Consider the following 23,429-nt stretch of genomic DNA (forward strand, 5'->3'; position numbering starts at 1 on the left):
CTGATCACTCCGGCCAAAAATGACCCTACCGGGAACCCTGTGCTGATCACTCCGGCCAAAAATGACCCTACCGGGAATCCCGTTAGTGTTAACACGACAGAGCAGCAGAATCCTGTTATTCCCAAAAAACAGGGGATTACATCGCAGCCCGGCTCCTCCCCCTATTCACAAGATATAAGGGTTCGTTCAAGCTATTACGACCAACAGATCACTGCCCTGAATGCCGAAGCTGAACAAAATCACGCCGAAATTCTCTCTGAATCTCACAGCCGTGCTGCCGCAGATGCTCAGGTGTTGCAGAAGTCTCAGGACTACACCAACTCAAAATTCTCCGCGTTAAAATCTGAGGTTGATGACAACAAAAAAGAAGCCGCTGCCGGATCGGCTTCCGCTATGGCGCAGGCCAATATCCCTCAGGTGCAGGAATCCCAACAGTTCGCGGTGGGTGCCGGTGTCGGCGGTTATGATGCGCAAAACGCCCTGTCCGTTGGCGCTTCATTCCATGCCAGCAGATCCACCATTGTCAAAATGTCAGTCTCCGACGACACGCAAAGTAACTTTGGTTATGGCGCTGGCGTGAGCGTTGGCTGGTAAATCGTTCCGGGGGCTCCGTCCCCCGTTCTTCCCTTTCAGGTAAATCTCAATGAAAAAATTTATCGTTTTTGCAGCCATTATCCTGCTTTCCGGTTGCTCTACTCAGGCTTCAAGAATGGCTGACTGCCAGTCACAGGGCGTCTCCAAAGATACCTGTTATATGGCTGAACAAAATCGTCAGACCGCCATTCAGAGTGTTGCCCTTAAGCAGGCAATGGAAAATGCCTCCACGCAATATGCCCAGGCCGCTAAAAAGATCGTGCATGCGCGTATTAAAGGTATCGACGTCAAAATCTTTCCTGCGGATAAACAGGGATATATCGAAGGGACCGCCGCATATCTTGATGAAGATAACGCAGATGCTCAGGTCTATCGCAAAGGCGTTTTCACAGCGATTTATTACAAGCGCACGCACAAGCTGGTTCTGATGCGTGACGGGCAAATTTATGGAAGGACGCCGATATGAAAAAGCACCACACCGATCAGTTCAGACATCTGCCACCGGGGCAGCAATATACCTGCCTGAAAATGTTACAGCGCGTTGAGGAAACCCCGCTGACCGACGGGGTGACCGGCGTCGCTGTATCGGTCATGATGAAAGACGGTCATACCGCCACACTCAGTAAATTCATCGCGCAACCTGATGAAATCTCAATTCTGGTCAGTTGGGAAAAAGAAAGAGAATAATGCACTCTGACTACGTTTTTATATCTCCTGCCCTCCTCTCCCGCCAGTCCCGCACTTCTGTTCTAATATATAGAGGTGCGAAACCCACCTTCTCTGCACCTTTGCCCTAATTAATTGATGAGTCTGTTCAAAAATTTGCGTTTGTAACTCACGCCTTATGCGCGGACGATGGACTCTCTTGCTCATGACTAACGCCTTACAGGCGCAGGAGTAAACGTGGGATTTTTAAGCGGGTTTTTCGCCCGTATTGCAGGTCAGAAACCCGCGCAAGATACGGAAAAAACATCACCTCATGAGGAGTTAAAGATGGCAAAAGTACTGGTTCTCTATCATTCCATGTATGGTCATATTGAAACTGTGATTGGATGATAATAAAAATCGGTAAAGTTCGCCCAAAAGCGCATTAAATAACAGTTGGTTAGAATCAGCCAAAATCGCCAACGACAAACTTATGCGATATTTGACTATTTTTTTTGCCCCACAGGTGCCCCATTGCTCGCCCCCTGCTCATACAGAATCAGAATACCTTTTAAACTACACAGCAGCAGCTCCCAGTTTTTTCTTCATATCACTGCGCTCACATCAGGGCGAACTTAAGTCAAATTAACCGTGCAAATACCGTTCAGGTTGTTTTAACATTGCCCACCCTTTTTATATGGATATTTGAATAATGGCTATACCAGCATATTTATGGTTGAAGGATGACGGCGGCGCGCTGATCAAAGGCGGTGTGGATGTTAACGGTCGGGAATACAGCATCGAGGTTAAGGGATTCCATCACAACCTGATGATCCCTACGGATAACGCGACGGGTAAAGTAACGGGGACCCGCATGCACTCCCCTTTACTGATCGTGAAGGACTTCGACTGTTCAAGCCCCTATATTTATAAAGCGGTGGCAACAGGCCAGAGTCTCGAATCTGCCGAGATTAAATGGTACCGGATTAACGACGCAGGCCAGGAAGTTGAGTATTTCAACATGTTGCTCGAAAAAGTTCGGATAGTGTCCATCTCTCCAGCTATGGCAACTGGTGATAATACTCAGGACAACCATCTTGAAACAGTAGAGTTACGCTACGAGAAAATTACGTGGAAGCATAACGACGGCAACATTATTTTTGCCGACTCCTGGAACGACCGCCAGACGGCTTAATGTGAAAAAAGGGGCGCTATGCCCCTTAATCGTAAAGCCACTTACCAGCCTTTGCAGACTCAATAATCATTTCAACAGTAAGAGTCTTGTACGACTTTTCTTTGTACTCCCGCCGCAGCCTAAACCACCACCACGGTAATTCGGGTTGAAAATAATCATCAATGTTGAAGTTGTCGTGTTTGATGTTATACCGAGTGAATAAATCTAAAAGCATTTCTTCCAGTTCTTCCGGTACAAAGTAAAAATGTTCTCTAAAAGTCCAGTCTTTGCTGACCGGTTTCTTCCGTTCACTGTAATTTTCAGTGATGTATTGAAGAATCTCACTTTCATCAATTGCCATCAGAAGTACGTCCACGCCACACGGTCTTGAGGATACGCAATGAGGTTGTATTTTTTACGAGTATCCCTTGCCACAAGAGCAACCATTACTACTGCCTGAGCGTAACCAAGATAAGGAACTGCGCGGCCGACGACAGCACCGACTTTGTTCGTATGGCGTACCTCGCCCAGTACCAATGATTCAATACGCATTCCGTCAGGGAATCTTGCATTATTAAAAATGCGTCTTGCCATCTTCGACGCTATGCTGGTTTTGTTGCCTTTAGCCCCCAGTACCTTGCGCTTAGGTAAAATTGGCTGACCTGCAATAATGGTTGCGGCAGTTTCAACAGCCATTCCACTATGGTCTGCGAAAGATTCGATGAAGATAAGCCAGAACAGCTCTTCTTTCGTTACGTTGGCATGACCGTGATAGAAGTATGTTCCGTTTAGCGTTTCAGTTGTATCCATTCTCAATATCCTTTTGATTTGAAGGGTTTTAGAATAAACCCTGCGTCTTCAGCAGGCAATTAAATCAAATACACGGAATATCATCAAACTCATCGGTCGTCGCATCATTGATGATATGCGTAACGACGCCGAAAATTATCGTCGCCTCTCCTTCAAGATCCCCCCCCACAATAAGCGTTTCTATTTCAGGCTGATCGAGGGATGCCGGATAGAACCCATTGCTCTTTGATGTATTTCGGAGCGGCAAGCATTTCTTCGCCCGCTTCCGTTTTTTTACCTTCAGCCCTATTCTGCTGGCCGGTCATCTTCATAAAGATCATTGGAGCTGTTTGAAATGAGCACACACAACATCATTCAGTTAGAGCCTAATGACTGGGTAACAGAAGATTTATTGATCGCGCTAACCAGGTTGAAGTCAGGCACGATTAACCAGGGGGACAAAGCAGCATCGAATAGATGTTCAATTGCGGGAATATGGCCGTTCAGTATCCCATGCCTGTACTTTCGTTTTCAGCCCAAGAGTAATGCGCCACAATGAAAACTCCGGCTATCATTATGCAGTGGGTTCCCTCAGCGCAATCTGGGAAACGGCACTGAAACGCGCAGGTTTAAAATATCGCAAGGCCTATCAGTCTCGTTACACCTATGCGTGCTGGTCGCTTTCTGCGGGTGCAAATCCGTCATTCATCGCATCACAGATGGGACATTCGAGCGCCCAGATGGTGTTTAACGTTTATGGCAGTTGGATGCCGGAAAGCAGCGCTGATCAGGTGACGATGCTAAACCAGAAGCTAAGCAGTTATGTCCCATGCATGCCCCATGGAGTAAAAGGGGCTGTATAAAATAAGCTTAATTGCCCTAATTAATTGATGAGTCTGTTCACAAATTTGCGTTTGTAACTCACGCCTTATGCGCGGACGATGGACTCTCATGCTCATGACTAACGCCTTACAGGCGCAGGAGTAAACGTGGGATTTTTAAGCGAATTTTTCGCCCGTATTACCGGCTCCAAAACCCGGCAGGATACGGTAAAAACATCACCTCAACAGGAGTTAAAGATGGCAAAAGTACTGGTTCTCTATCATTCCATGTATGGTCATATTGAAACGATGGCGCAGAGTGTTGCAGAAGGCGCACGCAGCGTTCCAGGTGTTGAAGTCACAATAAAACGCGTCCCTGAAACCATGCCGGAAGAAGCCTTTAAGGCTGCCGGTGGTAAAACCGGTCAGACGGCAGAAGTCGCTTCCCCCGCAGAACTCGGCGATTACGATGCCATCATCTTCGGCACACCGACCCGATTCGGTAACATGACTGGCCAGATGCGCACTTTCCTTGATCAGACCGGCGGCCTGTGGGCCAAAGGCGCACTGGCAGGCAAAGTCGCCAGTGTATTCAGCTCAACCGGCACCGGCGGCGGTCAGGAAATGACCATTACGTCAACCTGGACCACCCTCGCCCACCACGGCATGATTATCGTTCCAATCGGTTACACCACACCTGAACTGTTCGATATTTCTCAGGTTCGCGGCGGTACACCTTATGGTGCCACCACCATCGCCGGTGGCGACGGCTCGCGCCAGCCGAGCGCAGAAGAACTACGGATTGCCGTACATCAGGGCAAACATGTGGCGACCATCGTCAGTAAACTGGTCAGCTAAATAACCGCGTAAAATAAGGCGCAGAATTCTGCGCCTTAAATTCCTTACAGGCCTGTTAAAGCACGCCACGCCCCTCTGAAAACAGCCCTGCTCTACTTGTAAATTCATTACATGTATCAATAGCTTCTGCGTTTTCTGATTGTTCCCAGGAATCAGTTTGGAGACTTTGGTTTGTTTCTAAACTGTTAGCGTCTTTTACAAAAATCGCCGGGTTTTCTTTAATTCCTTTTACTAAGCACGTCATCACAAGTTCCTTTAGTAATTTCAGCTGTCTTTTCTACGACCAAAAAAAACGGCCCTTGCGGACCGTTTTGTCTCTGACGGAGATTACGCCGGTTTTGCTTATTTACCACGCGACGCAATAATGTTTTCGGCCACATTGCGCGGTGCCTCGGCATAGTGATTGAACTCCATGCTGTAGGTTGCACGACCTTGCGACATCGACCGCAAAACGGTGGAATAACCGAACATTTCAGACAGCGGCACTTCGGCTTTGATAATTTTACCGCCACCGCCCGCGATTTCTTCCATGCCCTGCACCGTACCGCGACGCGACGATAAATCGCCCATCACGCCACCGGCATACTCTTCCGGCGTTTCCACTTCCACTTTCATCATCGGTTCCAGAATCACCGGATCGGCACGTTTCGCCGCTTCTTTGAAACCAAAGATCGCCGCCATTTTGAACGCCATTTCCGAGGAATCGACCTCGTGATAGGAACCAAAGGTCAGCGTCACTTTCACATCGACCACCGGATAACCGGCCAGAATGCCGTTGTTCAGCGCTTCCGTGACCCCTTTTTCAACCGCAGGGATATAGTCGCGCGGCACCACGCCACCTTTGGTCGCATCCACAAACTCAAAACCTGTGCCTGCCGGCAATGGTTCGAGCGTGAAGACCACGTGGCCGTACTGACCTTTACCACCGGACTGACGCACAAATTTCCCTTCGACATCAGTCACCGTTTTGCGCACCGTTTCACGGTACGTTACCTGCGGTTTACCGATGTTGGCTTCCACGCCGAACTCCCGTTTCATACGGTCGACGATGATTTCCAGATGCAATTCGCCCATACCGGAAATGATCGTCTGGCCGGATTCCTCATCGGTGCGGATACGGAACGACGGGTCTTCTGACGCCAGCCGTGACAGCGCGATGCCCATTTTCTCCTGATCGGCTTTAGTCTTCGGCTCGATGGCCTGCGAAATCACCGGATCCGGGAACTCCATGCGCACCAGCGTAATGATGTCCGAAGGATCACACAGTGTTTCACCGGTCGTCACATCTTTCAGCCCCACACAGGCGGCGATATCACCAGCACGAATTTCGTCAATCTCGATACGGTCATTGGCATGCATCTGCACGATACGGCCAATACGTTCCTTCTTGCCGCGCACCGGGTTATACACGCTGTCGCCTTTTTTCAGCACGCCGGAATAAACACGGACAAACGTCAGCTGGCCGACATACGGGTCAGTCATCAGTTTGAATGCCAGCGCCGAAAACTTCTCGTTGTCATCAGAGTGACGGAAAACGTCGTTACCGTCTTCGTCTGTGCCCGCCACCGGTGGAATATCCAGCGGAGAAGGCATCAGTTCGATCACGGCATCGAGCATACGCTGCACGCCTTTATTCTTGAACGCACTGCCGCACAGCATCGGCTGGATTTCACCGGCGATAGTGCGCAGACGCAAACCTTCGGTAATTTCATCCTCAGTCAGCGTGCCTTCTTCGAGATATTTATCCATCAGCGCGTCATTAGCTTCGGCGGCTGCCGACACCATTTTCTCGCGCCATTCTTCTGCCAGAGCCTGCAATTCTGCCGGGATCGCTTCATAGGTAAAGGTCATACCTTGTGTCGCGTCATCCCATAAAATGGCGCGCATTTTGCGCAAATCCACCACGCCGGTGAAATGCTCTTCTTTACCGATCGGAATGACAATCGGCACCGGATTGGCTTTCAGCCGGTCCACCATCATCTGGCGGACACGGAAGAAATCTGCGCCCTGACGGTCCATTTTGTTGACGAACGCCAGACGCGGCACTTTGTATTTATTGGCCTGACGCCAGACGGTTTCAGACTGTGGCTGCACGCCGCCCACGGCGTCGTACACCATCACCGCACCGTCGAGAACGCGCATGGAACGCTCCACCTCAATGGTGAAATCCACGTGCCCCGGGGTGTCGATAATGTTAATGCGGTGCTCATCGAAGGAGTGATCCATCCCGCGCCAGAAACAGGTCACGGCGGCTGACGTAATGGTAATGCCGCGTTCCTGTTCCTGAGCCATCCAGTCTGTGGTCGCACCGCCGTCATGCACTTCTCCCAGCTTATGATTCATGCCGGTATAGAAAAGAATACGCTCGGTGGTGGTGGTTTTACCTGCGTCGATGTGTGCTGAGATACCGATATTGCGGTAGCGCTCGATTGGCGTTTTGCGAGCCATATAACGTCCTTACTGGTTGATGGCTAAGTTGGCGGAGAGTGGTTTTCACATCCCGTCACAAAGTAATGAGTACTAAACTTCTTAATGCGGAGAGCATACTACAATTGTACGTGTATATTCGTACAATAAGTTTATTCTATCGATGAAATTGGTCAGAGGCCGTCGCGTTGTACAGCAGCAGAGGGATAGGCTATATTGCGCGGCCGCCGATGAGCGTCGTTAAAGTAAAGGAACAATATGATAGCCAACCATCCTGAGCGCGAGCAGATCCGCCTCGAAAATGTTCTGACTGCGCTGGGTAATCCGTTACGTCTGGCCGTGGTGCGCACCCTGGCAAAAGGTGGCGAGCATCCTTGCGGAACCTTATTACAGGGCCTGTCAAAATCGACGCTGACGCACCACTGGCGCGTATTGCGTGACAGCGGCGTTATCTGGCAGCGCCCTGACGGTCGTGCCAATTTGCTTTCGCTGCGCCGCGAAGATCTGGATGCCCGCTTCCCCGGCCTGCTCGATTCCCTGCTCAGCGCCATCGAATCCGACGGCATTACACTGGAATCCACCCAGAAACACATTTCCGAGCAGCACCTTTAATGAGCCGTCAGTTGCGATTTTACAAGATCGCAAAACGTATTGATTATAGCCGATGAATGGCTGTCTTCGCGCCGCGCGAGATATAACGGTGCGCTGAGTTGTGTCGCGGCGTCCAGCGGCAAAAATATCACCCCGTCCCCGCCCAGCCGGGTCATGGATTCCGGCACAATAGAAATCCCCAGTCCGGCGCCGACCAGGCTCAGACAAGAGGTTAAACGTGGCGCTTCCTGCACGATATGCGGACTGAAACCGGCACGCACATACGCCGCCAGTATGGCATCGTACAATCCCTGACCGGCGCGACGGCGGTATAATACAAAAGGCTCGTTATTCAGATCTTCGAGTCTGAGTGGCTGACTGGCTGGTTGCGACGCCAGTTTGTGTCCGGCCGGAACCGCCACCCACATCGGTTCCTCCAGCACCTTTTCCATCTCTAATTCCGGCATATCTTTGACCCGCATGCGCACAAAGGCGACATCCAGCTCGCCCGCCACCACGGCGGCCAGCAATTCGCCACTGCCACTTTCCTCAAGCTGAGTGCTGACGGCCGGATAAATTTCCCGATAACGGCGCAACAGCGCGGGCACAAAAGTATGCAGCGCGGCCGAGCTGGTGAAACCGATGCGGATCCGACCCTGTTCGCCCTGCGCGGCACGGTGCATGGCAGCGCTGAGCTGAGCGGCACGTGCCAGCACGGCACGGGCTTCCTGCACTAACACTTCACCCGCTTCGGTCGGGATCACCCCGCGCGGCAAGCGTTGTAATAAAGGGATGCCAAATTCCTGCTCCAGTCCCTGTAACAGGCGCGTCAGCGGCGGCTGTTGAATAAACAGCAATTCTGCGGCGCGGGTAATGCTGCCCGCTTCCACCACGGTAACAAACGCATTCAGACGTTTCAGTTCAATCATAACCATACCTTCAGGGTATCTTTAGCCATTAATAAATGCATTAGACATCATGGCACATCCACGCGCATGATCCTTAACAGAATTTACGCCTCTGGCGGCTTTGGATTACTTTTGAGGGAGAGTGTGAAAATGTCAGCGCAAACGCAGGAAAAATTAATGCCTGAGACAGAAGAAAATACCGCGCCACAACCCGATTGCAGGCAACTGTTTATGGGCTTTTTCGTCCTTGGCCTGACCGGTTTCGGTGGCGTGCTGCCGATGGCGCGACACATGCTGGTGGATAAACGCCACTGGCTGACCGCCGCTCAGTTCACCGAGTTGCTCGGGTTGTGCCAGTTTTTACCCGGCGGCAACATCATTAACCTGTCGGTCGCGCTGGGGATGGAGTTCCGCGGATTACGCGGCGCATTATCGGCGCTACTCGGACTTATTCTCGCGCCGACGATTTGTGTGGTGCTGCTCGGCCTGGTGTATGCACGTTATCAGAATGAACCGCTGGTGGAACATCTGTTCGCCGGGATGGCGGCGGCGGCGGCCGGTTTACTGCTCTCGACCGGCATCAAAATGCTCGCTCCTTTGCGGGGGAAATGGCTGCAACTTTTGCTGGTTGCCGTCGGCGTAATGGCAATTGCCGTGTTCCGGATCCCGATGCTGCCGGTCATGCTGGTGCTGGCCCCGGTCAGTATTTTCATCTGTGCGAGGAGTAAATTCTGATGCCAGTTTTACTTTCTCTTGCCCTGTTATTTACCGAACTTTCCGTGCTGGCATTTGGTGGCGGAAATACCGTTCTGCCCGAGATGCAACGTGCAGTGGTGCAGGTGCATCACTGGATGAGTGCGCAGGAGTTCAGTGCGCTGTTCGCCCTGGCACAGGCCGCTCCCGGCCCGAATATGATGATCGTGCCGCTGATTGGCTGGCAGGTTGCCGGATGGTCAGGATTGCTGGTGTCTTCTCTGGCAAAATTTGGTCCGTCGTCAATCATTACACTTGTCGTGATGGGCGGCTGGAAACGTTACAAAGACCGTCCGTGGCGGCAGATAGTGCAACGCGGGCTGGTGCCGGTGACTGTCGGGCTGGTGGTGTCGAGCGGATTACTGATCGCCAAAGCCTCAGCCACCACGCTGACGCTTGCGGGGGTGATCGCCTTGTGTACCCTGCTGGCGCTCAGTAAGCGTATCCACCCGTTATGGGTACTGGCCGTTGGCGCGGTGCTCGGACTGGCATTCGGCTGACATCATTGCGAAGCAGATCGCAACATTCAGCTGGCAAATAGGTTATTGATTGGGAATTGAGTTCTTCTATAGTTATCAACCATTAAGGACGATGATGAAAATCAAACCTCTGAGCCTTGCTGTCGCTGCCCTGCTGCTTTCCTCACCTTCTGTTTTTGCCGCCGATAATCAACCGGAACTTAGCCAGCGCGAAGTGACGCTGCTGACTGTCGACGGCTTACAGTTCAAAGATCTCGATCATTCCGGGAAACTGGAACCTTATGAAGACTGGCGACTGACGCCGGAAGAACGAGCAGCGGATCTGGTGAAACGCATGACGCTGGAGGAAAAAGCCGGGGTGATGATGCATGGCTCGGCACCGACGGCCAACAGCCCGATCGGCGCAGGCACGCATTATGACATGGCAGCGGCGGAAAAGATGATTGCCGGCGCGAAGGTCAACAGCCTGATCACCCGGCTTTCGGCGAACGACCCCGCCATGATGGCGGAAGAAAACAATAAACTGCAGCAGATTGCCGAAAAGACGCGCCTGGGTATTCCGGTCACCGTCAGCAGCGACCCGCGTAACTCATTCGAGTATCTGGTCGGTGCGAGTACCTCTTCCGGTAAATTCACCCAGTGGCCGGAAACCTTAGGACTGGCGGCGATTGGCAATGAGAAACTCACCCGCCGTTACGCCGATATCGTCCGTCAGGAATATCTGGCCGTCGGTATCCGTGAGGCACTTTCACCGCAAGCCGATCTGGCAACAGAGCCGCGCTGGGCGCGTATCAGTGGCACCTTCGGCGAAGATCCGACACGGGTGCATAACATGGTGCGGGGTTATATCGAAGGGATGCAAAACGGTCCTGACGGACTAAATCAGGGCAGCGTGATTTCCGTGGTCAAACACTGGGTCGGCTATGGCGCGGCTGAGAACGGTTTTGACAGCCATAACGTCTACGGCAAAAACGCCGTCTTCCCCGGCAATAATCTCAAAGAACACATCTATCCGTTTACCGGCGCGTTTGAAGCCAAGGTCGCCAGCGTCATGCCGACATATTCAATCCTGAAAAATGTTTCCGTGGACGGCAAACCGCTCGAACAGGTCGGTGCCGGATTCAGTCATCAGTTGCTGACCGACATTCTGCGCGGACAATACGGTTTCAAAGGCGTCATTCTCAGCGACTGGCTGATCACCAGCAATTGCGAAAACGAATGCCTGAACGGTTCGCCGGAAGGTAAAGAACCGGTGCCCGGTGGCATGTCGTGGGGTGTCGAGAATCTGACGCCGCAGCAGCGTTTCGTGAAGGCGGTGCTGGCGGGTGTCGATCAGTTTGGCGGCGTGACCGACTCACAGTTGCTGGTCAGCGCAGTGCATGAAAAGCAACTGACTGAACAGCGCCTGGATGAATCTGTTGTGCGTATTCTTGAGCAAAAATTCCAGACCGGACTGTTTGAAAATCCGTATGTCGATGTGCAGAAAGCCACCCAAACCGTCGGGCGCGCTGACTGGCAAAAAGAAGCCAATTCGGCGCAGGGACATTCACTGGTATTGCTGCAAAACACCGATGATGTGTTACCGCTGAAAAAAGGCAAAAAGATCTGGCTGTACGGCATAGCACCGCAGGCCGCGACGGCAGCCGGTTTTACCGTGGTGGATGCGCCGGAGAAAGCCGATATTGCGCTGATCCGCGCCCATGCCCCGTACGAGCAACCGCATAAAGCCTGGTTCTTTGGCAAGCGCCATCACGAAGGCTCGCTGGCCTTTACCGGTGACAACGCGGATTATCAGGCGATCGTGAAAGCCAGCAAAGCAGTGCCGACAATCGTCACCGTTTATCTCGACCGTCCGGCGATCCTGACCAACGTGAAGGACAAAGCGAAAGTGATTATCGGCAATTTCGGTGTCAGCGATACCGTTTTGTTTACGCGCCTGACCAGCACCGAAGCCTATACCGGTAAGCTGCCGTTTGAACTGCCATCGTCTGAAGAAGCCGTGCTCAGACAACAGTCCGATATGCCACATGACAGCGAAAATCCGCTGTTTGATATTGGCTTTGGTCTGGCGCGTTAAGCCCTGTTAACCGGTGACCCGCGCCAGCACAAAACCGTCCCAGCCTTTGCTGCCGACGGTTTGCAGCGCGGTCGCTGATAAACGCGGTTCCTGTTCAATCATCTCAATAAAGCGACGCACACCCTGCACCCGGGCGTCGTCGCTGTGCGGATCCACCACCGCGCCGTCCCGCACCACATTATCGCCAATAATTAATGTCCCCGGTTTCGACAATTTCAGTGCCCATTCCAGATAAAGCGGATTGCTGGGTTTATCGGCATCAATAAAAATCAGGTCAAACGGCGCTTCCGCCGCGAGCGTGGGCAAGGTTTCTGACGCAGGCCCGGTGTGTAAGGTAATTTTATCCTGCAAACCGGCCAGCTCAATGTTGGTTTGTGCGATGCGCGCATGATGCGGATCGGCTTCCAGCGTCACGACTTTTCCGAGCGCCGGTAACGCCCGCGCCAGCCAGATAGTGCTGTAAGCGCCGAGCGTGCCGATTTCTAAGACTTTCTGTGCGCTGATGATTTGGGCGAACAGCGCCAGTAATTTTCCCTGATTGGGTGCTACATCGTGTGCGGGTAAACCGGCCTGATGATTGTTTTTCAGTACCTGATCCAGAACCGGATCGCTGTCCACTAAATGACTCACCAGATAGTTGTCAACCGCTGCCCATTTCCTGCTGTATTCCTCCGGACTCCCCTGACCCATTTTCGCCTCCCGGCCGTGAATTTTACATAGAGAACATGATTAAAAAACTCACTATTAACCCTAATCACTTCCGGCCATTTTGCTCAGATTTTTATTACTGTGATTAAAAAACCCTCGTTTTCATCAGGTTAAAAATGCGTCACTTCACATTTTTGGCGTAAAGTTCCCTTGAATTTGTAAAATAATAATGATAACAATTATCATTAAGTTTAACATCCGTCACGTTTCGGTTAAGTGACTGCCCTTCGCACGTCACGCTTTTGTGCGGAACACATGTTGGCTTTTGGGTTTATTACACACGCATCAATTAATCACTCAATCATTATTGAGTTATTTATAGGGATTATGAATATGTTGTTGGCTTTCCCCCTCAAACGCTCGGTGCTTATGTGCGCGCTGGCAATGCCGGTTGCCTCAATGGCTGCTGAAGACACCGTCATTGTCAAAGCCGCGCCTGCGGATACCGCCGATGCTCCGACGCAGGGTTACAGCGCGAAAACCAGTAAAAGTGCGACCAAAACGGATCAGCCGCTGATCACCACCGGTCAGGCCGTTTCTGTTGTGACCCGTCAGCAAATGACTGACCAGAACGCCACCACGGTTAACGCTGCACTGAACTACACGCCAGGCGTATTCACCAACTTTGCCGGCGGCGCAACGCGTTATGACACCATTTCCCTGCGCGGTTTCCACGGCGGTGACGTCAACAACACCTTCCTCGATGGCCTGCGGATCCTGAGCGATGGCTCGACCTATAACTCCATTCAGGTTGATCCGTGGTTCCTGGAACGTATTGATGTGGTGAAAGGACCGTCTTCTGCGCTTTACGGCCAGAGCATTCCCGGCGGTGTGGTAGTGGAATCCACCAAGCGCCCGCAGTTTGCTGAAGAAGGTCACTTCCAGCTTTCCGGTGGCACGCAAAATACCAAAGGCGGCGCATTCGATTACACCAATGCCATCAACGATCAGCTGGCATTCCGTCTGACCGGGATGACCCGCAGCAGCGATACGCAGTACGATCACCAGCGTGAAGAGCGTTACGCGATTTCGCCACAGTTGCTGTGGACGCCGGATGAAAATACCTCGCTTTTACTGCGCGCGTATCTGCAAAAAGATCCGTCCGGTGGCTACCACGCCGCGGTTCCGGCTGACGGCAGCCTCTACGGACAGAAACTGAGCCGGGGTTTCTTCGATGGCGAAAGCACCCGCAACCAGTTCAAACGCTGGGAGCAAATCTACAGCTACGAATTCCAGCACGCGTTTAACGACGTCTGGTCATTCCGCCAGAATGCCAACTACACGCATTCCAACACCGAGTTGGATCAGGTGTATCAGGCGGGCTGGAATGCGGACCGTACCGAGATGAGTCGTTATTATTCCGGTGAGAAGTCCTCGCTGGATACTTTTGCGATTGATAACCAGCTCGAAGCGGATTTCGCGACCGGCGAACTGGCACATAAAGTGGTGATCGGTTTCGATTACTCCCACTTTATCAATGATGTGAAATCTGACGCTGCTTACGCTGAAAACCTCAACCCGTACACTGGCGTTGGCGGTGATGCACTGGATTATTACAGTCATAAACGCGGTAAAAACCGTTATGAGCAGATGGGTACCTATCTGCAAGATGAGATGAACTGGAACAAATGGTATCTGACCCTGTCAGGCCGTTACGACACGCTAAAAACCTCCAGCCGCAGTTACGAAAGCATCTACGGCACCACCAGCAACAGCGAACGTAAAGACAGTCATTTCAACAGCCGCGCTTCCCTGCTGTACGCCTTTGACAGCGGCATTTCACCGTACGTCAGCTACAGCCAGGCGATGACGCCATCTGCCCTGCCAGGCGCTGACGGCACGCTGCTGAAACCGATGCAGAGTGAGCAATACGAAGCCGGGATCAAATACCAGCCGGTCGGCACTTCCGATATGTACACCGCGGCGCTGTATGATCTGACGCAAAAAGACGTGGGTAACCGCGTGGTGGTCGGCAGCTACTACGAGCCGGCAGGTAAAATCCGCTCACAGGGTCTGGAGCTGGAAGCTAAGAAACAGGTTACCGAACGCTTTAACGTGATGGCCGGTTACACCTACAACAAAGTGCGTATCCGTGATGCGGCTGAGAACAACGGCAACACGCCGTATGTGACGCCAAAACAAATGGCTTCCATCTGGGGTCAGTACAACACGCCGATTGGTGTGGATATGGGTGCAGGTGTGCGTTACATCGGCACACAATGGGCGGATAACGAAAACACCCGCCACATGCCTTCTGCCACGCTGGTTGATGCGTCACTGCGTATGAATCTGGTGCAGTTCAATCCGCAACTGAAAGGCGCGTATGTGCAGCTGAATGCTAACAACCTGTTCGACAAGAAATATGTCGCAGCCTGTTACGGCACCAGCTACTGCTACTGGGGTCAGGAACGTACCGTGGTTGCTACGGTAGGGTATGATTTCTGATAGATTTTTCAGCGCCTCCCCCTGAGAAGGGGGAGGTTTGTGAATCGCCCGAATACGTTTATTATTCTGCAAGATTCAGCCGCGCCTTCAGCGCTTTCTTCGCACTTTCCAGCAACGCATCTGAAACTTCACGATCAGGCTCACAACGTGCCAGCGACAAACTGCCCATCAGTTCCGCACTCACCGATATCGCCTGCGTTTGCGGGTTGTCCACGCCCATCTCTGTCAGCTGGCGGATAATCATCCCACGGATACGTTCGATGCCGCGCGCGAACTCTGCCTGACAGGGCGCGGACAAGCGTGGCGTTTCAGAGGCCAGCGCCGACACCGGACAGCCCTGCGCCCGGTTATCGCGGTGCCCAGGCGACAGGTAGAAATCGATATACCCTGCCAGTTGCTGCTGCGCCGTCAGCCCCTGATTTTCTTTATCCCAGCGGGCCATAACCTGATTAAACATCTGCCCGATGGCGGCCTCAATCAGTGCCTCTTTTGAGGCAAAGTGCGCATAAAACCCACCGTGCGTCAGGCCAGCTTTGCTCATTACACCTGCCACGCTGACCTGCAACGGCCCTTTGGTACGGATGTCTTTCGCCGCCTCCTTCAGGATCCGCTCGCGGATTTTAGGTTTATGTTCACTCTCATAGCGCATAATAACACCCTGATAATCAGAAAATTGCTGTCATAGCTTACCTGACCGCATCGGTTAACGAAACGCGCGCATCCACGGATAATCCGGGGCGCAGCGCCGCTAAATCTGGCTGACCAGCGTCAAGCCGGATCCGCACCGGCACCCGCTGAACAATTTTGGTGAAATTACCCGTGCCCGGCTCAAATGGCAGCAATGCAAACGTCGAACCTGATCCCGGCGCAAGGCTGTCGACTTCACCGCGAAACGTCACGCCCGGCAGCGCATCCACATGCACGTCCGCACGTTGTCCCGGCTGCATTCTGCCGGTCTGTGTTTCTTTGAAGTTGGCCGTCACATAAATGCCCTGTTCCGGTACCAGCGTCATCAGCCGCTGACCGGGTGTAACGTAATCGCCAACCTGTACCTGCCGGTTTCCCGCTATGCCATCGATGGCAGCAACAATAGTGGTGTGATTGAGATCCTGCTGCGCCAGCGCTTGTGCCGCCTGCGCTTTCACCACAGCGGCCTTCGCCAGTGCCAGCGCCGCCTGAATTTCTGCCCGCCGGGCGTGTGTCACCGCCGCCTGATTTTGGGCAACATCCAGCATTGCCGCGGCGTGCGCCGAGGTTTGTTCTGCCGTCACCGCCACCGTTTTATACCGGTCAGCATCATTACGTGATGTGGCACCGCTGACCGCCAGCGACTGATAACGCTGCTGCTCGGCTTCAGCATGTTGCTGTTCCGCACGCGACGAACGGATCGCCGTGCGCGCGACTTCGATTTGGGTGAGTGCCAGTTGTTCCTGCGCCTGCTGGCTCAGTAACGCCGCTTCCTGTTGCGCCACCTGCGCGCGGGCATCTTCAAGTTCTCCCTGCGCAGACGCCAGACGAGCCGTAAACTCTTCGCTATCGATCAGCACCAGTTTATCGCCGGCATGTACCCGCTGGTTATGACGCACCAGCACCGTCGAAACGAAGCCTTTTACTTTTGGCGCAACGCTGGTGGTGTCTGCCGTCAGATAGGCATCATCCGTGGATTCCGACGCGGGCGCAGCCAGTAACCATGCCGCGCCACTCAGGGCTACCATCAGCGCAATACCGCTGACCACAAAGATCCGCTTTGACCGTTTAGTGGCTTTTACTGCCGGGGACGCGCTCCCTTCATCTGCTGTTGCTTCACTCATTTTTAATTTCACTCATTGTATGATGGTCATCATATTAATATGATGACCATCATATAAACAAGTCCCCGGGATCTCATAGCCATGTCTGTCACCCTGACTCCAGCCGCGACGCTTTCGCCTGCGGATTATCCGACATCACGTAAGTTTTTGATTTTCAGCATTATGGCGTTCGGTATGTTTCTGGCGCTGATCGATATTCAGATTGTCGCCGCCTCGTTAAACGATGTGCAGGCCGGGCTTTCCGCCGGACCGGATGAAATCAGCTGGGTGCAAACCTCGTATCTGATCGCCGAACTGGTGATGATCCCGTTCTCGGCTTTTCTGACGCAGGCACTTTCCACCCGCTGGCTGTTCAGCGCATCGGCGGCGCTGTTCACCCTCAGCAGCATCGGGTGCGGATTGTCGTGGAATATCGAGTCGATGATCTTCTTTCGCGCGTTGCAGGGTTTTACCGGCGGCGCGATGGTACCGACAGTATTCGCGACCGGCTTCGCCATGTTTCAGGGCAAACAGCAGGCACTGATTCCGGCGATCCTCGGCATGGTCAGCGTGCTGGCCCCCACACTTGGGCCGACTGTGGGTGGCATAGTCACGCAGTTACTCGACTGGCGCTGGATTTTCTTCATCAACATTCTGCCCGGCGCTCTGGTTGCCACCGGTGCCGTGCTGTTTATTCATGTGGATAAAGCGGATTATCCGATGCTTAAACGTATCGACTGGATACATTTATTGTCGATGGCGATAGCGCTCGGTTGTCTGGAATATGTGCTGGAAGAAGGCCCGCGCAAGAACTGGTTCAGCGATCCGCAAATCCAGATTTCGGCGTGGTTCTCACTGGTGGCCTTTGTGCTGTTTCTCGAACGATCCTTTTATTCGAAAAACCCGATCGTACGCCTGACGCCCTTCCGTGACCCGACATTCACCTTCGCCTGCCTGTTCAATCTGGTGGTTGGATTTGGTCTTTATGCCTCTACATATCTGACGCCGGTTTTCCTCGGCCGCATCCGCGATTTCAACAGCCTGCAAATCGGTACAACGGTGTTTGTGGTGGGTGTCGGGCAATTCTTCAGCACGATTATTGCCGCCAGATTAATCAGCCGCGTTGACCGGCGGATACTGATCACCGTGGGTTTATCCGGTTTCGCACTGAGTTTATGGCTGACGACCGCCGTGACCCCTTACTGGGGAGCAGAACAGTTTTTCTGGCCGCAGGTGGTGCGCGGCCTGTTCATTATGTTGTGCATCGTGCCGAGTGTGAACATGGCGCTGACCGCGTTTCAGGGGCCGGAACTGCGCTACGCCTCCGGGCTGTTTAACCTGATGCGTAATCTCGGGGGCGCGATTGGCATTGCCACGGTGAATACCTGGTTGCAGGACTGGACCCGCGTTCATGCGGCACGTTTCGGCGAATCGCTGGGGCAATACGGGGATCATGCGCAGGAAGTGATGGGATCGCTGGCACAAAAAATCGGCCATCTGACACCTGATACCGCTCAGGCATTGCTGATGGCGAAAGGCGTGTTTGGGGCGAAAGTCGCGGCGCAATCGCTGACGCTGGCGTTCAACGACATCTTTCAGATCATGGCCTGGATGTTTATTGCCGCACTGGTTATGGTGCCGTTTTGCCGTAAATAAGGTCAGGAATGTGAAGGAAATGTGCAGGCTGCCGCAAAAAATGCGGTTGTGGCAGGGAACTTTTCTAACAAGGTGAGAAAGCTTTGGCCTGTTTGAAATAAATCCTTATAATTAGCGGCCCTGAAATGCGATTCGTTACACATACCGGATCCCTTTCAAGTGCTATGTGCAAGTACACTATTCCTCCGGCCGGTTTCTATCGGATCGGGGGGAATCAACATCCTGACAACTGCCAGTGTGGCATTAACGACCAACGAAAATATGAAAATGAGCATTCGCGCAATCCTTACCCTGGTTTTGGCAGTTGCTGCATATAGCCAGGCGTCTTTTGCTGTGGTCTACCCTCTTCCGGCCAATAATGGTCGTCTGGTCGGTGAAAACATCACAGTTACTGTTCCGCAGGGCAGCAGCCTGCCACTGGAACATTTTGCAGCGCAATACCAGATGGGTTTGAGCAACATGCTCGAAGCTAACCCTGGCGTTGACCCGTACCTGCCAACCCCGGGCACCGTGCTGACCATTCCTCAGCAGTTGATCCTGCCGGAAACCCCGCACGAAGGCATCGTGATCAACAGCGCTGAAATGCGTCTGTATTACTACCCGAAAGGCACCAATACTGTGGTCGTGCTGCCGATCGGTATCGGTGAACTGGGCAAAGACACCCCGATGAACTGGGTGACTACCGTTCAGCGTAAAAAAGCCGGTCCGACCTGGACCCCGACGGCGAAAATGCATGAAGAATATGCTTCTCGTGGCGAATTCCTGCCAGCCGTCTTCCCTGCGGGTCCGGACAACCCGATGGGGCTGTACGCGCTGTATGTCGGGCGTCTGTATGCAGTCCACGGCACCAACGCCAATTTCGGTATCGGTTTGCGCGTGAGCCACGGTTGTGTGCGTCTGCGTGATGCTGACATCAAATGGTTGTTCGACAACGTCCCGCAAGGCACCCGCGTTCAGTTCATCAACGAGCCGGTGAAAGCCACCGTGGAACCAGACGGCAAACGTTATATTGAGATCCACAACCCGCTGTCCTCTAACCAGGAAGAGTTTGATTCTCAGCAGCCACTGCCAATCACTCTGGCAGGCAGCGCAAGCAGCGTATCGATGGATCCGGCTGTCAACCAGACTGTTGTTCAGCGCGCTATCGAGATGCGTTCCGGTATGCCGGTACAGATCAACTAATTACGTCTTTGACGTTGTTGTGAAAAAGCCCCGTTCATCGGGGCTTTTTTTTGCATAGTGCCGATGCAAAGGCGGCTTCTCAGTTGCACTGAAAAGCTGACCGAGAAAGTTTCGGTTTCTCAATTGTGGTGATCACTTATCGGGCAGCGCCGAAACCGCCCAAGAGGGAAACGTGCATTTTCCCTCTTGGATCTCCCTTCGCTTTTTCAACAAGCGCTTCCGCTCGCTGACTATGTTTCATCAGCCGCAGTGATAGCCGCAAAATCCCGCCGCTGCGCGGTTCCCTTCGTTCGGGTTACAACCCGCGCAAAAAAGACGCGCGGTTTTCCACCTCTCCTCAGGCGATATTTTGGAACCGGCCTCAGGCTTTTACTTCACAACCTCACTTACTTCATTCTTTAAAAAGTCGCGGGCGATTCAGAAAGCTTGCTGAACGGAGCGGCCTGGAGACCAAAGGCTCCAGGACCGAGTGAAGGAACCGCAAAGCGGCAAGATTTCCAGCCTGTCGCCGTGCTACCTGAAACATAGCCAGCGAGCGGAGCGCGCAGTAAAAGAGCCGGAGATTCTTAAGAGGCGCGGCGATAGGCGCCTCTTAAGGCCAGTTTGGGTGGCAACCCAAGGTCTTGACCTTGAAGTTGAAGTTGAAGTTGAAGTTAAAGTTAAAACCCAGTCTCACGGCCAGTCCGGCGCCTGTCATTAAAATGTCACAACTCTCCCTTAACCTTCCGGTAACAAAAAATATCGATATGTATATTTTTATTTCCGATGGTTTATAAAAAGGAGTTTTGATAATGCAACAATCCGTATCTCTGGTCGCCCGCGCAGTCACTGCCGCCCTGCTGCTTTCCGCTTCTGCCTCCACCCTCGCCGCTGACACCGACACGCTGACCGACCGGGCGGCAAAAGGCGTACTGACGGAACCGGGCGGTGCCCGCCGTCTGAGCGGTGATCAGACAGCAGCGCTGAAAGCCTCGTTGTCAGACAAAACGGTGAAAAACGTGATTTTGCTGATTGGCGACGGCATGGGTGATTCTGAAATCACGTCTGCACGTAACTATGCAGAAGGCGCAGGCGGCTATTTCAAAGGCATTGATGCCCTGCCGCTGACCGGCCAGTACACGCATTATTCTCTGGATAAGAAAACGCAAAAACCAAGTTACGTGACCGATTCCGCCGCTTCAGCCACCGCCTGGGCGACCGGTGTTAAAAGCTATAACGGCGCGATTGGCGTGGATGTAAACGGCAAAGATCACCAGACCATTCTTGAGATCGCCAAAGCCGCAGGCAAGGCCACCGGCAACGTCTCCACCGCAGAATTGCAGGATGCAACGCCGGCCGCACAGATTGCCCATGTGACCTCACGCAAGTGCTACGGCCCGCAAGAAACCGCAGAGAAATGCGCCAGCAACGCGCTGGAAAATGGCGGACGCGGTTCGATCACAGAACAGTTGTTGCAGGCTCGCGCTGATGTCACGCTGGGCGGCGGCAGAAAATCGTTCAGCCAGCTGGCGGAAGCCGGTGAATTTAAGGATAAATCCCTCAAAGAACAGGCGCTGACACAGGGTTATGTCTGGGTGGAAAACGCAGAACAGCTCAGTGCCATCACGCAGGCAGACCAGAAGAAACCGGTTCTTGGCCTGTTCTCCGAAGGCAACATGCCGGTGCGCTGGCAGGGTCCGAAAGCCACTTATCACGGCAACATTGATAAACCGGCTGTCACCTGTGAAGCCAATCCGCAGCGCACCGCTGACATCCCGACGCTTGCCGCCATGACTGAAAAAGCCATCGACTTGCTGAAAGCTAATCAGAACGGTTTCTTCCTGCAGGTTGAAGGCGCATCGATTGATAAACAGGATCACGCCGCTAATCCGTGCGGACAATTCGGTGAAACGGTGGATCTGGATGAGGCCGTGCAAAAAGCGCTGGAGTTCGCCCGTCAGGACGGCAACACGCTGGTTATCGTCACCGCCGACCACGCCCATTCCAGCCAGATTATCGAATCCGATGCCAAAGCCCCCGGTCTGACCCAGACGCTGACCACCAGGGACGGTGCACCGATGACCATCAGCTACGGCAACTCAGAAGATGATTCACAGGGACACACCGGGACGCAACTGCGTATTGCCGCGTTTGGCCCGCATGCGGCGAATGTGGTGGGTCTGACGGATCAGACGGATTTGTTCTATACCATGCGGGATGCCATGGCGATTAAAGCGCAATAGTTTTGAAAATGAGGGTTTCGCTTTGCTCCTCCCCCGGCGAAGGGGGAGGACGGGAGGGAGTTTTAAGGGTAAATACTGACACTAAAAAAATTTAACTCTTTGATTTTTATTTAATACCCCACCCCAACCCTCCCCTTCGCAGAGGAGGGAGCAAACCCACAACCTTGACCTTAGTGCAATAAATTATCCAGTCTGTCGTCATCAATCCCGTCCGGCTCCAGATGAGCCGTCACATCCGCAGACTTAAACAACTTGCTCACCGCCATTTCAGCCGCATCACCGATATCGTGCCCGACATCCACCGTCAGATTGCCATCAACCTCGACGTGAAACTCGACAAATACGCGGTCGCCGCCGTTGCGGGTGCGAATGTCATGTACACCGCGCACGCCTTCAACACTTAATACTGCCGCTTTCACGCGCTTGCGGTCATCTGCACTCAGTTCGCGATCAAGCAACTGGGTCAGTGCATCTGCCGCCATACCGCGCGCATTCCAGATCATATAGAAGGAAATCAACAGCGCGCCGATGGAGTCGGAACGCGTCCAGCCGAAGTAACGCTCGAAAATCAGCGCCAGCAGTACGGCAATATTCACCGCGACGTCCGTAATGTAGTGCGCGCGGTCAGCCGCGATGGCCGTTGATCCGGTACGTTTCACCACATAGGTTTGCATCAGCACCAGTCCGGTGGCGGCCAGCGAACTGCCGATGATCACCCAGATACCAAGACCGAGCTGCGCCAGGGGTTCCGGATTAATGATGCGCCCGATGGATTCACCGCCGAGCACCAGCCCCGCGCCGCCCAGTAACAGCGCCTGTACAAACGCGGCCACAGCTTCGGCTTTGCCGTGGCCGTAACGATGGCCTTTGTCTGCCGGCCGTCCGGCATAACGCACGCCGATCAGCGTCACCATCGAGGCCAGTACATCGACCAGACCGTCGGCGGCAGAGGTCAGCAGCGCAATCGAACCGGTGGCGGCCCATGCCCAGACTTTGACGCAAACCAGGATCAGCGCGACGCACAGCGACACCAGCGAGGCAATACGTGTCAGGCCTTTATAGGAAGGCGCGGGACGGGTCATGGGTTGACCCACAAGAATGGTTGTTGTTGGGAATGTTTCACAAAAATGTCCTGAAGCAGAGAATCAACTTTATTTGAAAAATACAAATACCAGCCCGGCATTATAACCCATTTCCAACTTTTAAGACGTTCCCTATGGTTTGGATCTTTGTGCTTTCCCTAAGGTTAATTGACATGGATTTACTTGCATTTACATCAATACGTTCTAGCTTAAAACAAGATTTCTTTG

At 53.1% G+C, this 23,429-nt stretch carries 24 protein-coding genes and 2 pseudogenes; 16 read left to right on the plus strand and 10 right to left on the minus strand.

Annotated elements, in window-relative coordinates:
* The 5 genes from DXU84_RS11950 to DXU84_RS11970 form a co-directional block, all read left to right on the plus strand.
* Positions 1–594: YadA C-terminal domain-containing protein (locus DXU84_RS11950; protein ID WP_194286516.1), on the plus strand; the 594-nt coding region annotated here is incomplete at its 5' end.
* A 49-nt stretch (positions 595–643) separates the two neighbouring features.
* Positions 644–1,060 (plus strand): hypothetical protein, encoded by a 417-nt coding sequence (locus tag DXU84_RS11955; RefSeq protein ID WP_013575299.1) that lies wholly within the window; start codon positions 644–646, stop codon positions 1,058–1,060.
* Entirely contained in the window at positions 1,057–1,281 is a 225-nt protein-coding gene (locus tag DXU84_RS11960) for a hypothetical protein (protein WP_013575298.1), read from the plus strand. The genes DXU84_RS11955 and DXU84_RS11960 overlap by 4 nt, the downstream gene beginning before the upstream one ends.
* A gap of 216 nt (positions 1,282–1,497) precedes the next feature.
* Positions 1,498–1,650: a hypothetical protein gene (locus DXU84_RS11965; protein ID WP_223509326.1), complete on the plus strand. Its 153-nt coding sequence runs from the start codon at positions 1,498–1,500 to the stop codon at positions 1,648–1,650.
* A gap of 301 nt (positions 1,651–1,951) precedes the next feature.
* Positions 1,952–2,434 carry an Hcp family type VI secretion system effector gene (locus DXU84_RS11970; RefSeq protein WP_013575296.1) on the plus strand — a complete coding sequence of 161 codons (483 nt, stop codon included), beginning with the start codon at positions 1,952–1,954 and terminating at the stop codon, positions 2,432–2,434.
* A 25-nt stretch (positions 2,435–2,459) separates the two neighbouring features.
* Here DXU84_RS11970 and DXU84_RS11975 read toward each other — a convergent pair whose 3' ends face one another.
* The 3 genes from DXU84_RS11975 to DXU84_RS25325 all read right to left on the minus strand — a co-directional run bounded on the left by DXU84_RS11975 (position 2,460) and on the right by DXU84_RS25325 (position 3,534).
* The gene (locus tag DXU84_RS11975; RefSeq protein WP_013575295.1) at positions 2,460–2,774 is read right to left on the minus strand and encodes a DUF1493 family protein; all 315 of its coding nucleotides are present in this window, start codon (positions 2,772–2,774) and stop codon (positions 2,460–2,462) included.
* A complete protein-coding gene (locus tag DXU84_RS11980) occupies positions 2,774–3,223 on the minus strand; it encodes an STM2901 family protein (protein WP_013575294.1) in 450 nt (149 codons plus the stop codon). The genes DXU84_RS11975 and DXU84_RS11980 overlap by 1 nt, the downstream gene beginning before the upstream one ends.
* A gap of 185 nt (positions 3,224–3,408) precedes the next feature.
* Positions 3,409–3,534 carry a hypothetical protein gene (locus tag DXU84_RS25325; RefSeq protein WP_255425860.1) on the minus strand — a complete coding sequence of 42 codons (126 nt, stop codon included), beginning with the start codon at positions 3,532–3,534 and terminating at the stop codon, positions 3,409–3,411.
* Between the two features lie 23 nt (positions 3,535–3,557).
* On the opposite strand from DXU84_RS25325, the pseudogene DXU84_RS25130 reads away from it, so the two are divergent.
* From DXU84_RS25130 to wrbA, 3 genes and pseudogenes are all read left to right on the plus strand, one after another.
* Positions 3,558–3,617, plus strand: a pseudogene (locus DXU84_RS25130) (hypothetical protein); the annotation flags it as partial.
* Positions 3,618–3,636: 19 nt separating this feature from the next.
* Positions 3,637–4,065, plus strand: a pseudogene (locus DXU84_RS11990) (integrase); the annotation flags it as partial.
* Between the two features lie 216 nt (positions 4,066–4,281).
* Positions 4,282–4,881, plus strand: a complete 600-nt coding sequence (gene wrbA / locus DXU84_RS11995) for an NAD(P)H:quinone oxidoreductase (protein WP_015689874.1) — start codon at positions 4,282–4,284, stop codon at positions 4,879–4,881.
* A 55-nt stretch (positions 4,882–4,936) separates the two neighbouring features.
* Here wrbA and DXU84_RS12000 read toward each other — a convergent pair whose 3' ends face one another.
* Both DXU84_RS12000 and fusA read right to left on the minus strand, forming a co-directional pair.
* On the minus strand, positions 4,937–5,125 hold the full coding sequence (locus tag DXU84_RS12000) for a plasmid maintenance protein CcdB (RefSeq protein ID WP_013575291.1): 189 nt from the start codon (positions 5,123–5,125) through the stop codon (positions 4,937–4,939).
* 98 nt (positions 5,126–5,223) lie between these two features.
* Positions 5,224–7,329: an elongation factor G gene (gene fusA, locus DXU84_RS12005; RefSeq protein ID WP_013575289.1), complete on the minus strand. Its 2,106-nt coding sequence runs from the start codon at positions 7,327–7,329 to the stop codon at positions 5,224–5,226.
* A 237-nt stretch (positions 7,330–7,566) separates the two neighbouring features.
* Here fusA and DXU84_RS12010 point away from each other — a divergent pair, with 237 nt between their 5' ends.
* Positions 7,567–7,920, plus strand: a complete 354-nt coding sequence (locus tag DXU84_RS12010) for a helix-turn-helix transcriptional regulator (protein ID WP_013575288.1) — start codon at positions 7,567–7,569, stop codon at positions 7,918–7,920.
* Here the strand turns inward: DXU84_RS12010 and DXU84_RS12015 are convergent.
* Positions 7,917–8,834, minus strand: a complete 918-nt coding sequence (locus DXU84_RS12015; RefSeq protein WP_194286517.1) for a LysR family transcriptional regulator — start codon at positions 8,832–8,834, stop codon at positions 7,917–7,919. The genes DXU84_RS12010 and DXU84_RS12015 overlap by 4 nt on opposite strands.
* A 150-nt stretch (positions 8,835–8,984) precedes the next feature.
* On the opposite strand from DXU84_RS12015, the gene DXU84_RS12020 reads away from it, so the two are divergent.
* From DXU84_RS12020 to DXU84_RS12030, 3 genes are all read left to right on the plus strand, one after another.
* Complete coding sequence (locus DXU84_RS12020; RefSeq protein ID WP_173362069.1) at positions 8,985–9,542, plus strand: chromate transporter; 558 nt, start codon at positions 8,985–8,987, stop codon at positions 9,540–9,542.
* A complete protein-coding gene (locus tag DXU84_RS12025; protein WP_126124835.1) occupies positions 9,542–10,060 on the plus strand; it encodes a chromate transporter in 519 nt (172 codons plus the stop codon). The genes DXU84_RS12020 and DXU84_RS12025 overlap by 1 nt, the downstream gene beginning before the upstream one ends.
* A 94-nt stretch (positions 10,061–10,154) precedes the next feature.
* Positions 10,155–12,116 (plus strand): glycoside hydrolase family 3 protein, encoded by a 1,962-nt coding sequence (locus DXU84_RS12030; protein WP_121019394.1) that lies wholly within the window; start codon positions 10,155–10,157, stop codon positions 12,114–12,116.
* Positions 12,117–12,122: 6 nt separating this feature from the next.
* On the opposite strand, the gene DXU84_RS12035 is transcribed toward DXU84_RS12030, so the two are convergent.
* Entirely contained in the window at positions 12,123–12,806 is a 684-nt protein-coding gene (locus DXU84_RS12035) for an O-methyltransferase (RefSeq protein ID WP_112151889.1), read from the minus strand.
* A gap of 351 nt (positions 12,807–13,157) precedes the next feature.
* Here DXU84_RS12035 and DXU84_RS12040 point away from each other — a divergent pair, with 351 nt between their 5' ends.
* Entirely contained in the window at positions 13,158–15,269 is a 2,112-nt protein-coding gene (locus DXU84_RS12040) for a TonB-dependent siderophore receptor (protein WP_119262236.1), read from the plus strand.
* Positions 15,270–15,330: 61 nt separating this feature from the next.
* On the opposite strand, the gene DXU84_RS12045 is transcribed toward DXU84_RS12040, so the two are convergent.
* The gene (locus tag DXU84_RS12045) at positions 15,331–15,918 is read right to left on the minus strand and encodes a TetR/AcrR family transcriptional regulator (protein WP_112151888.1); all 588 of its coding nucleotides are present in this window, start codon (positions 15,916–15,918) and stop codon (positions 15,331–15,333) included.
* Positions 15,919–15,955: 37 nt separating this feature from the next.
* Positions 15,956–17,080: an HlyD family secretion protein gene (locus DXU84_RS12050; RefSeq protein WP_153375834.1), complete on the minus strand. Its 1,125-nt coding sequence runs from the start codon at positions 17,078–17,080 to the stop codon at positions 15,956–15,958.
* 81 nt (positions 17,081–17,161) lie between these two features.
* Here DXU84_RS12050 and DXU84_RS12055 point away from each other — a divergent pair, with 81 nt between their 5' ends.
* The 3 genes from DXU84_RS12055 (at position 17,162) to phoA (ending at position 22,119) form a co-directional block, all read left to right on the plus strand.
* On the plus strand, positions 17,162–18,715 hold the full coding sequence (locus DXU84_RS12055; RefSeq protein WP_153375836.1) for a DHA2 family efflux MFS transporter permease subunit: 1,554 nt from the start codon (positions 17,162–17,164) through the stop codon (positions 18,713–18,715).
* A gap of 261 nt (positions 18,716–18,976) precedes the next feature.
* Positions 18,977–19,897 carry a L,D-transpeptidase family protein gene (locus DXU84_RS12060; RefSeq protein ID WP_015689872.1) on the plus strand — a complete coding sequence of 307 codons (921 nt, stop codon included), beginning with the start codon at positions 18,977–18,979 and terminating at the stop codon, positions 19,895–19,897.
* Positions 19,898–20,688: 791 nt separating this feature from the next.
* A complete protein-coding gene (gene phoA, locus DXU84_RS12065; RefSeq protein WP_153375838.1) occupies positions 20,689–22,119 on the plus strand; it encodes an alkaline phosphatase in 1,431 nt (476 codons plus the stop codon).
* A 170-nt stretch (positions 22,120–22,289) separates the two neighbouring features.
* Here the strand turns inward: phoA and DXU84_RS12070 are convergent, their stop codons facing one another.
* Complete coding sequence (locus DXU84_RS12070) at positions 22,290–23,201, minus strand: cation diffusion facilitator family transporter (RefSeq protein ID WP_112151885.1); 912 nt, start codon at positions 23,199–23,201, stop codon at positions 22,290–22,292.
* Positions 23,202–23,429 lie beyond the last annotated feature (228 nt).

This window comes from Rahnella sp. RcJ3, from assembly GCF_009498575.1.
In the GTDB taxonomy this organism is placed as follows: domain Bacteria; phylum Pseudomonadota; class Gammaproteobacteria; order Enterobacterales; family Enterobacteriaceae; genus Rahnella; species Rahnella aceris.